This window comes from Nonomuraea sp. NPDC004186, from assembly GCF_053603495.1.
On sequence record NZ_JBSGFQ010000039.1, the window covers coordinates 96497 to 106212 of the forward strand.

The window sequence follows — 9716 nt, forward strand, 5'->3', positions numbered from 1 at the left end:
CAATGATCCCGTTGTTCAAGGTGCCGATGTCCGACGAGGCGCCGGCCGCCGTCGCCGAGGTGGTCGGCAGCGGCCAGATCGGCCAGGGAGCCAAGGTCGTCGAGTTCGAGGCGGCGCTCGCCGCCAGGATCGGCAACCCCAGGGTGGCCACCGTCAACAGCGCCACCGCCGGGCTCCAGCTCGCGCTGCGCCTGGTCGCCGGCGACGACGACGGCCAGGGCGAGGTGCTGTCCACGCCGCTGACCATGGAGGCCACCAACTGGGCGATCCTGGCCAACCGGCTGCGGATCAAGTGGGTGGACGTCGACCCGGCCACCCTCAACGTCGACCTCGACGACCTGGCCAGGAAGATCACCCCCAGGACCCGCGCCATCATGGTCGTGCACTTCGCCGGATACCCGGTGGACCTCGACCGGCTGGCCGAGATCCTCGACGACGCCGAGGCCGCGTTCGGCTCCCGGATCACCGTGATCGAGGACTGCGCGCACGCCTGGGGCGCCACCTACCGAGGCGCGCCGATCGGCACCCACGGCAACATCTCCGTCTTCAGCTTCCAGGCCATCAAGCACCTCACCACCGGCGACGGCGGCGCGCTCGCGCTGCCCACCGACGAGCTGCACGAGCGGACCAGGCTGCTGCGCTGGTTCGGCATCGACCGCAGCGCGGACCGGCTGCGCAACCCGCCCGACGTGCCCGAGTGGGGCTACAAGTTCCACATGACCGACATCAACGCCTCGATCGGGCTGGCCAACCTGGCCAAGGCGGACGAGGTGGTGGCCAGGCACCGTGACAACGCCGCCTTCTACGACCGGGAGCTGGCCGGCGTCCCGGGGTTGGAGCTGACCGAACGCTCCGGCGACCGCCAGTCCTCCTTCTGGATCTACCCGATGAAGGTGGACGACCGGGACGGGTTCCTCAAGCGCATGGACGCGGCCGGGATCATGGCCAGCAACGTGCACGAGCGCAACGACCTGCACACCTGCGTGCGCGAGTACGCCGCCCTGCTTCCCGGTCTGGAGCGGGTCGCCAAGCGCGTGGTGTGCGTACCGGTGGGCTGGTGGGTGACCGACGAGCAGCGCCGCCACATCGTGGACACCATCAAGGAGGGCTGGTGACCTCCGCCACCTCACCCCGGACCGCGATCGTCTTCCCCGGGATGGGCCCCGTCCAGTTCGCCGACGTCGCCGAGTTCATGCGGGGCGATCCCGCGGCGCGGCGGCTGATCGCCGCCGCCGACGACGTCCTCGGCTACTCGCTGGTGGACCGCTTCCAGGAGTCCAGGAACGACTACAGCGAGGCCGCCCAGGTGGCGTTCATGGTGAACTGCGTGGCCCTCGCGGACTGGGCCGAGCGGACCCTGGGCGTGGAGCCGGTCGTGTGCGTCGGCCCGAGCTTCGGCGGCAAGGCGGCCGCGGCGTACTCGGGCGCCATGTCCTTCGAGGACGCCGTACGGATGACGGCCGGGCTGGCCCGCTGCACCGACGACTACTTCGCCCACGAGCACCGGGACATCGTCACCCACTCCTTCGTGCGCACCCCGGAGCCCGGGCTGCGGGAAGTGCTGGCCGAGCTGGACCAGCGCGGCGAGTGGTACGACCTCTCCTGCTACATCGACCACGACTTCTACATGCTCTCCCTGGCGGAGCGGCAGGTGGAGTGGCTGCAGCGGCGGGTACGCGCCCTCGGCGGGCTCCCGCTGTACACGATGCGCCCCCCGATGCACTCGGCGGCGTTCCAGGCGCTGCGGCGGCGGGCGGAGGAGGAGGTCCTCGACGGCCTCCGGTTCTCCGACCCGAGGCTGCCGGTGGTGGACGACCACGACGGCGCCCTGCTGACGACCGGGGACGGCATGCGGACGATGCTGCTCGACGGCTTCGTCCGGCCCCTGCGCTGGCCGGAGGTGGTGGCGGCGCTGCGGCGGCTGGAGGTCGCCCGGGTGTGCGTCTCCGGCCCGGACAGCCTGTTCGGCCGGGTGGCGGTCACCAGGGAGAACTTCGCGGTGACCCCGGTGAACCCGAGGCTGGCGATGATGCCCCGCCCGGCCCCGGTGGCCTAGCCCGACATGCGACGAGGCCACGGCTCACCGGGTGATGAGCGCGTGGCCTCGTCGCGGGCGTCAGCCGGCGTTCTCGGAAATCCCGGTCAAGGTGTTCCACAACACGGCGGGGGTCTGGAAGGTCTCCGGGGTCAGCGCGTCGTCCCGGAATCGCACCCCGTACGTGTCCTCCAGAGCGCCCAGCAATTGCACGATGCCGAGCGAGTCGAGGCCGAAGTCCAGCAGCGCGACGTCCTCCCGGAGTTTCTCGTCGGCCGGGAGAAAAGGCAGGTGCTGGCGCAGGATCTCCTCGAAACGGTTGTCCCACATGGCGCGCGGATTCCTTTCTCAATCGAATTATCTGGACTTGACGTTATAGCGCGGAAACCTCGATGTCCACGGATTCGACAAAAGAATTTGACAAACATATTCGGACCTGGTGCCCGGAATAATTGTGGCCGGAGGAAACAATGACCGGAGAATGCAGCCCCGCACTCTATGAATTCTTTCTGCGCGGTCTGGCGAAGTCGCCCGGCCGGGCGGCGTTCCGGGCCGGCGCGGACACCTTGACCTACGACCAGGTCCACCGGCTGGCCCTGCTGTGGGGCGGCGCGCTGCCGCGTACGTCACCCGCCGCCGTCGGGGTGCTGGCAGCCAAGGGGACCGTCTCCTACGTCGGGATCCTCGCCGGCCTCTTCGCCGGGGTGACCGTCGTGCCGCTGCAGCCGGACTTCCCGGCCGCGCGCACCAGGCAGATGATCGAGGCGGCCGGGGTGTCGGCGCTCATCGTCGACGAACGCGGGCGGAAGATCGCCGAGGAGCTGCTGGGCGAGGGGGTGGACGTCGCCGTCCTCGCACCCGACACCGACCCGATCGACCCCGGGCTCGCCCTCCCGCGGCCCCGGCCGGTCGAGGCCGGCGACATCGCGTACGTGCTGTTCACCTCGGGCTCCACCGGGACGCCCAAGGGCGTGCCGATCACCCACGGCAACACCGCCCACTATTTCCGGTTCCTGGCCGGACGGTACGACTTCACCGGCGACGACGTCTTCTCCCAGACGTTCGACCTGACCTTCGACTGCGCCATGTTCGACCTGTTCTGCGCCTGGGGAGCCGGGGCGACGTCCGTGGCGGTGCCGCCGCACGCGTACCGGAACCTGCCGCGCTTCCTCGCCGAGCAGGGGATCACGGTGTGGTTCTCCACCCCCAGCGCGATCTCGATGGTGCGCAGGACGGGTGGTCTCGGCGGAGCCGCCATGCCGTTCCTGCGCTGGAGCTTCTTCGCCGGAGAGGCGCTGAAGGTCGCGGACGCCACCGACTGGCAGCGGGCCGCCCCCGCCTCCGTCCTGGAGAACCTGTACGGCCCGACCGAGCTGACCATCACCATCGTCGGTCACCGCTGGTCCCAGGAGACCTCGCCCGGGCTGGGCGTCAACGGCCTGTCGCCGATCGGGTTCGTCAACGACGGCCACGACCACCTGCTGCTCGACGACGAGGGACGGCCGACCGGCACCGAGGGCGAGCTGTGGATCACCGGCCCGCAGACCACCCCCGGATACCTCGACCCCGAGCACGACCACGGCCGGTTCGTCGAGCGCGAGGGCCGCGTCTGGTACAACACCGGTGACCGGGTCCGGCGCGCGGCCAACGGCGAGCTCGTCTACCTCGGCCGGGGCGACGCCCAGGTCCAGGTGCAGGGCTGGCGCGTCGAGCTGGCCGAGATCGACCACGCGGTACGCGGCTGCGACGGCGTCGAGGACGCGGTGACGGTGAGCACCACGGCCGACGACGCCACCGCGCTCGTCGTCTTCTACACCGGAGTCCCCGCGCCGCCGGCCCGCTTCGCCGCCCAGCTCCGCAGGACGCTGCCGGCGGGCCTCATTCCCCGGCACTACCACCACCTGGACGAGCTGCCCCTGAACCCCAACCGCAAGGTCGACCGGGCCGGCCTGCGGGCCCGGGCCACGGAGCTGGTCGGCTGAGCTGCTGGGCTCAGCTGCTCCGCTGAGTGAGGGGCGCCGGCCGGGCGGGCCCAGCGGCGGGTGAGCGGGGCGGAGCTCAGCGGCGCCGCATCCCGCGGCGCAGTGAGAAGATCATGTCCTCGCGCATCTTCTTCGTGATCTCGGCGTGCGCGATCACGGACGCGCCGTGGAAGGTCCCCGGATACAGCACGAGCTCCGTCGCGACCCCCGCCTGGACGAGCCGCTGGGCGTACTCGATGCCCTCGTCGCGCAGCGGGTCGAACTCGCACACCACCACCAGCGCCGGAGGCAGCCCGGTGAGGTCGCCGGCGCGCATGGGCGCGGCGTAGGGGGACACGTCCGGTCCGCCCGGAGCCGGGCCGTCCTTGAGGTAGTACCGCCACATGGCCTCGTTGTTGCGGCTGTTCCAGCTGGGAGTGTCGACGAAGTCCCGCACGGACCGCGTCGTCATCCGGTCGTCCAGCACCGGCACGTCCAGGAACTGGAAGCAGATCTCCGGGCCGCCGCGGTCGCGGGCCAGGAGGGAGACCGCCGCGGAGAGGTTCCCGCCGGCGCTGTCACCGCCGACCGCGATCCGCTCGGGGTCCACGCCGAGCTCCCCGGCCGCGGAGTGCAACCACGTCAGCGACGCGTACGTGTCCTCCAGTGCCCCGGGGAACGGGGTGTCGGGGGAGAGCCGGTAGTCGACCGACACCACGACGGCGCCGGCCCGGTCGGCGATCTCCGTGCACCGGGCGTCGAACACCACTAAGTCCGAGGCGACGAATCCGCCTCCGTGGAGGTAGAGGAGCGCCGGCCGGGGCCGGTCGGCGGCGGGCGGCCGGTAGAGGCGTACCTTCACCGGGGGCGCGCCCTCGGGGCCGGGGATCTCGCGATCGCTGATGTCCACGGCCTGCTCGGGCGTGTAGTGCGGGAGCTTCTCGTGGAACGCCTGCTCTTCCTCTGGGGTGAGGGTGATCTCCCGGTTGACGACCTGGGAGAGTTCGACGTCGGGGATCATCGACGCCCATGGCGCGAGCTCTGAGTCGAGGTTGTAGCGCATGAGATCATCCTCCGCGCCGGGGCGGCGCCGGGTCATCCGCCGAATGGCCGCCGCCGGGCGGGTCCGCCCGGCCGAACGGCGGTGTTCATTTGGGCAGCGTCTATTGCGCGGTGGCGCCGCCGTCGATGGCCAGTGCCGCGCCGGTGATGAAGGCCGCGTCGTCGCTGAGGAGGAACGCGACGAGCGCGGCGATCTCCTCGGGATGCGCCGCCCGTCCCGAGGGGTTGGGCACCCGGGTCTCCAGCGGCCCGTCCAGCGGCGCTCCCAGCAGGTTGCGGAGCAGCGGGGTGTCGACGTTGCCGGTGACCAGCGCGTTCACCCGTACACCCCGCTCGGCGTTCTCCAGGGCGACGGCCCTGGTCAGCCCGACCACACCGTGCTTGGCGGCCACGTACGGCGCCGCGCCCGGGATCCCGGCGCAGCCGTAGGTGGAGGCGTTGGTCACGATCGAGCCCCCGCCGGCGGCCAGGATCGCCGGGACCTGGTGCTTGAGGCCGTAGAAGACGCTGGTGAGGTTCTGCTCCAGGTCCGCCCGCCAGTGGGCCTCGTCCACGTCGGACACCAGCCCCGTCCCGTTCACGCCGCCGACGTTGTTGAACGCCCCGTCCAGCCGGCCGAACTCCGTGACCGCCGAGCGCACCACCCGTTCGGCGTCGGCCTCCACCGTGACGTCGGCCGGGACGAACAGCGCCCGGCCGCCCTTCGCCTGGATGTCGGCCGCCACCTGCGCGCCGACGTCCTCGCGCCGGGCCGCGATCACCACGGCACCGCCGTCGGCGGCGACCCGCTCCGCGACGGCCTTCCCGATGCCGGAAGTCCCTCCTGTGATCACGACGACCTTGGAAGCCAGGTCAGCAGCCACGTCTCATCCTCCGCAAGCTAGTTGTCCGACGGTTCGCGGAACCGGTTGATCTGGTCGATGTGGCGGGCGCGGAACTCGGGGTCGTCGACGCCGAGACCGGGCCGCGGCGCCAGGCACAGGACCCCGACCTTGCCGCTGTGGGCGTTCGCGTGGACGCGGCGGGTCGCCACCCCGACCTCGTCGAGGTCGTATACGGCGGACAGGGTGGGGTGGATTGCCCCCTTGGCGATGAGGCGGTTGGCCTCCCAGGCCTCCCGGTAGTTCGCGAAGTGGGTGCCGACGATCCGCTTCAGCGCCATCCACAGGTAGCGGTTGTCGTACTGGTGCTGGTAGCCGGAGGTGGAGGCGCAGGTGACGATAGTGCCGCCGCGGCGGGCCACGTACACGCTCGCGCCCATGGTCTCCCGGCCCGGGTGCTCGAAGACCACGTCGGGGTCGTCGCCGCCGGTCAGCTCCCGGATCCGCGCCCCGAACCGCTTCCACTCCTTGGGGTCGGGGGTCTCCGGGTCCTTCCAGAACCGGAAGCCCTCGTCGGCCCGGTTGATCACCAGCTCCGCGCCCTGGGCCCGGACCAGCTCGGCCTTGTGGTCGCTGGAGACCACGCACACCGGGATCCCCCCGGCGCGCAGGACGAGCTGGGTGGCGTACGAGCCGAGCCCGCCCGCGGCCCCCCAGATCAGCACCACGTCGCCGACCTTGATCTGGGCGCCGTTGCGCGAGATGAGCTGGCGGTAGGCCGTGGAGTGCACCAGGCCGGAGGACGCCGACTCCTCCCAGGTCAGGTGGGCGGGCTTGGGCATGAGCTGGTTCGCCTTGACCAGGCTGAGCTGTGCGAGCCCGCCGTAGTTGGTCTCGTACCCCCAGATGCGCTGGTCGGGGTCGAGCATGCTGTCGTCGTGGCCGTCGGCCGAGGAGAGCTCGACCGACAGGCAGTGCGCCACGACCTTGTCACCGGCCTGCCACCGGTGGACGCCGGGGCCGGTCCTCAGCACGACGCCGGACATGTCCGAACCGAGCACGTGGAAGGGCTGGTCGTGGATCCCGGCCGACGGGACCGCCTTCGCGTAGCGCTTCAGGAAGCCGAACGTGTGCATCGGCTCGAAGATGGCGCTCCACACCGTGTTGTAGTTGATGCTGCTCGCCATCACCGCGACGAGCACCTCGCCCGGGCCGGGCTCCGGCGTGGGGACGTCGGACAGGGTCAGCGACTTCGCGGGATCGCGGTTCTCGGCCGCGATGCCGCCGAACATGTCCACGTCGTCGTGGAGCACGACCGCCGCCCGGTAGCTCTCCGGGATCGGGAGGTTCCTGAGCTGCTCGGCGTCGTACTGCTCGGACAGGAGGACGTCTCTGATTTCCTTCATCGATTCTCCTTGGCGGGAGTTCGAGCGGGTGGGGGTCAAGGGCCGGCGACAGGACGCGCGGCCCGCCGGGTCAGGACGCGCCGAGCTGGTCGTCCAGCGCGGCGAAGAGCTCCTCGTCGGAAAGGTCGTCGAGGTCCCGGTCGGCCTCCTCCGCCGCGCCGTTCACCCCTTCGGCCGCGTGCAGGATGGCCCGGAAGCGGTCGCTGATCTGCGCCCGGTCCCCGGTGGACAGGGCCTGCTCCCGTAGCAGCCGCTCCATCTCGTCGAGCTGGGCGAAGATCGAGCCGGACGGCGTCTCGGGCGCGAGCCTGTCCTGGACGAACCGGGCGAGGGCGATCGGGGTGGGATAGTCGAAGACCAGGGTGGCCGGTAGCTTCAGGCCGGTGGCCCGGCCCAGGCGGTTGCGCAGCTCCACCGCGGTCAGCGAGTCGAACCCGAGCTCGTTGAACGCCCGGTCCGGTTGTACCGGGTCGTCCGAGGTGTGTCCCAGCACCGCCGCGGCCTCCGCGCGTACCAGGGAGACCACCAGGCGCTCCCGCTTGGCCGGCGGCAGCTCCGCGAGCCGCGCCGCGAACGCCGTACCGTCGTCGTCGCCCCCGGTGGCCGCCGGCGCTTCGAGCGCCCGCGTGAACTCGGGAACGGCGCTCACCAGGGGACGCGGCCGCGCCAGCGCGAAGGCGGGCGCGAAGCGCTCCCAGTCGATGTCGGTCACCACCAGGTGGCCTCCGCCGCTGCCGACCAGCTGGCCGATGGCCATCGCCGCGGCGTCGGGCGCCATCGGCCGCAGGCCGCTCCTGCCCAGCTGCTCCCCGGCGTCCTCCATCATCCCGCCGCCGCCCCAACCGCCCCAGGCGATCGAGGAGCCCGCGAGCCCGCGGATCCGCCGGCGCTGCGCCAGCCCGTCGAGGAACGCGTTGGCGGCGGCGTAGGAGGCCTGCCCGCTCGACCCCCACACGGCCGCGCCGGAGGAGAACATCACGAACGCCTCCAGCGGCCGGTCGCCCAGGACCTCGTCCAGGTTGATCGCCCCGATGACCTTGGACCGGGCGTAGCCGGCGAAGTCCTCCAGCGTGGTGTCGGCCACGAGCACGTCGTCGTGCCCGACACCGGCCGCGTGCATCACCGCCGTCAGGTCGGGGATCGACTCCAGCAGATCTCGTACCGCCGCCCGGTCGGCGACGTCGCAGGCGGCCACCGTGACGGCTGCGCCCAGCTCGGTCAGCTCCGCCTCGAGCTCCGCGACGCCCTCAGCGGCGCTTCCGCGTCGGCTGACCAGCACCAGGCGGTCGGCGCCCTCCCGGGCGAGCCACCGCGCCACGTTCGCTCCGACCCCGCTGGTGCCGCCGGTGACCAGCACCGTTCCGTTCGGCCTCCAGCTCCGCGCCCGGTCCGCGCCGCCGTTCGGCGAGCGCACCATGCGGCGTGCCCGTACGACGCCTGAGCGGATCGCCACCTGGTCCTCGCCGCTCGTGCCCGCGAGCACCCCTTGGAGCAGCGCGATATCGTCGGCTCCGGGGGCGGGGGGAAGGTCGACGATGCCGCCCCAGGTGTCCGGGTGGTCCACCGCGAGAACCGCGCCGAGCCCCCAGAGCGCAGTCTGGAACGGACTGACCCTCTCCACAGCCCTGTCTCCGCCGCTTCCCTCTTCGGTTGCGCCGTCTCCGCTGGCGCCGTCTCCGCTGGCGCTGTCTCCGGTGGCGCTGTCCCCAGCCGCTCCGTTTCCAGCCGCTCCGTTTCCGGTCGCTCCGTTTCCGGTGGCCTCGTCCAGGGCGACCGCGCCGGACGTGGTCAGCCACAGGGGCGCGCTCACCTCCGCATCGGCCAGCGCCTGCACCAACGTGACGGTGGCCGCGGCGCCCCGGGACAGCGTCGGGTGCTCCTCGTGCGGCTCGTCGTCGAGCGGCAGGAGACAGAGCACACCGGTCAGTCCAGGCCGGGCCTGCGCACGTATGGCTTCAGCGAGCGCGGCGCGGTCCTCACCGCCGACCACCAGCGGATACACCTGGGCGGCCCGCGCGGACAGACCGTCCAGGACGTCCCGGACGATCCGCGGATCGCCGCCCGCGGCGGGCACGGCCACCAGCCACGCCGTACCGGTGATCCCCGCCGGGCTCGGCGCGCTCACCCCGCGCCACACCAGCTTGTAACGCCAGTCGTCGAGCACGGAGCGCTTGCGCTCCGCGTCCCGCAGGGACGACAGGGCGGGAAGCACGGTCCTGAGCGCGTCCGCGTCCACCTTCAACCGGGTGGCCAGTGCCTCCGTCTCCTCCGACTCCAGCGCCTTCCAGAAACCGTCGTCTTGGGGGCCGTCCGACCCGTGCCCGTGGGACGACGGCTCGAGCCAGTAGTGGTGGTGTTGGAAGGGGTAGGTGGGCAGGTCGGTGGTGGTGGCGTGGGGGATGAGGGTGGTCCAGTTGGGGGTGGTGTTGGT

Annotated in this window: 8 protein-coding genes; 3 read left to right on the forward strand and 5 right to left on the reverse strand. The window is 71.8% G+C overall.

Annotated features, from left to right (window positions below; all coding sequences use genetic code 11):
• Nucleotides 1-2: 2 nt before the first annotated feature.
• Together ACWEPL_RS29480 and ACWEPL_RS29485 are read left to right on the forward strand one after the other, a co-directional pair.
• Nucleotides 3-1115 carry a DegT/DnrJ/EryC1/StrS family aminotransferase gene (locus ACWEPL_RS29480; protein WP_452438054.1) on the forward strand — a complete coding sequence of 371 codons (1113 nt, stop codon included), beginning with the start codon at nucleotides 3-5 and terminating at the stop codon, nucleotides 1113-1115.
• Nucleotides 1112-2056 carry an ACP S-malonyltransferase gene (locus ACWEPL_RS29485; RefSeq protein WP_452438055.1) on the forward strand — a complete coding sequence of 315 codons (945 nt, stop codon included), beginning with the start codon at nucleotides 1112-1114 and terminating at the stop codon, nucleotides 2054-2056. The genes ACWEPL_RS29480 and ACWEPL_RS29485 overlap by 4 nt, the downstream gene beginning before the upstream one ends.
• Nucleotides 2057-2116: 60 nt before the next feature.
• Here ACWEPL_RS29485 and ACWEPL_RS29490 read toward each other — a convergent pair whose 3' ends face one another.
• Nucleotides 2117-2365 carry a phosphopantetheine-binding protein gene (locus ACWEPL_RS29490; protein ID WP_452438056.1) on the reverse strand — a complete coding sequence of 83 codons (249 nt, stop codon included), beginning with the start codon at nucleotides 2363-2365 and terminating at the stop codon, nucleotides 2117-2119.
• Between the two features lie 140 nt (nucleotides 2366-2505).
• On the opposite strand from ACWEPL_RS29490, the gene ACWEPL_RS29495 reads away from it, so the two are divergent.
• Nucleotides 2506-4017, forward strand: a complete 1512-nt coding sequence (locus tag ACWEPL_RS29495; protein ID WP_452438057.1) for an AMP-binding protein — start codon at nucleotides 2506-2508, stop codon at nucleotides 4015-4017.
• A 76-nt stretch (nucleotides 4018-4093) separates the two neighbouring features.
• Here the strand turns inward: ACWEPL_RS29495 and ACWEPL_RS29500 are convergent, their stop codons facing one another.
• The 4 genes from ACWEPL_RS29500 to ACWEPL_RS29515 form a co-directional block, all read right to left on the reverse strand.
• Nucleotides 4094-5059: an alpha/beta hydrolase gene (locus tag ACWEPL_RS29500; protein ID WP_452438058.1), complete on the reverse strand. Its 966-nt coding sequence runs from the start codon at nucleotides 5057-5059 to the stop codon at nucleotides 4094-4096.
• A gap of 100 nt (nucleotides 5060-5159) precedes the next feature.
• Entirely contained in the window at nucleotides 5160-5921 is a 762-nt protein-coding gene (locus tag ACWEPL_RS29505) for an SDR family NAD(P)-dependent oxidoreductase (protein ID WP_350743003.1), read from the reverse strand.
• A 17-nt stretch (nucleotides 5922-5938) separates the two neighbouring features.
• On the reverse strand, nucleotides 5939-7285 hold the full coding sequence (gene ccrA, locus ACWEPL_RS29510; RefSeq protein ID WP_363982061.1) for a crotonyl-CoA carboxylase/reductase: 1347 nt from the start codon (nucleotides 7283-7285) through the stop codon (nucleotides 5939-5941).
• 70 nt (nucleotides 7286-7355) lie between these two features.
• On the reverse strand, nucleotides 7356-9716 hold a 2361-nt coding region (locus tag ACWEPL_RS29515; RefSeq protein ID WP_452438059.1), incomplete at its 5' end, for an SDR family NAD(P)-dependent oxidoreductase.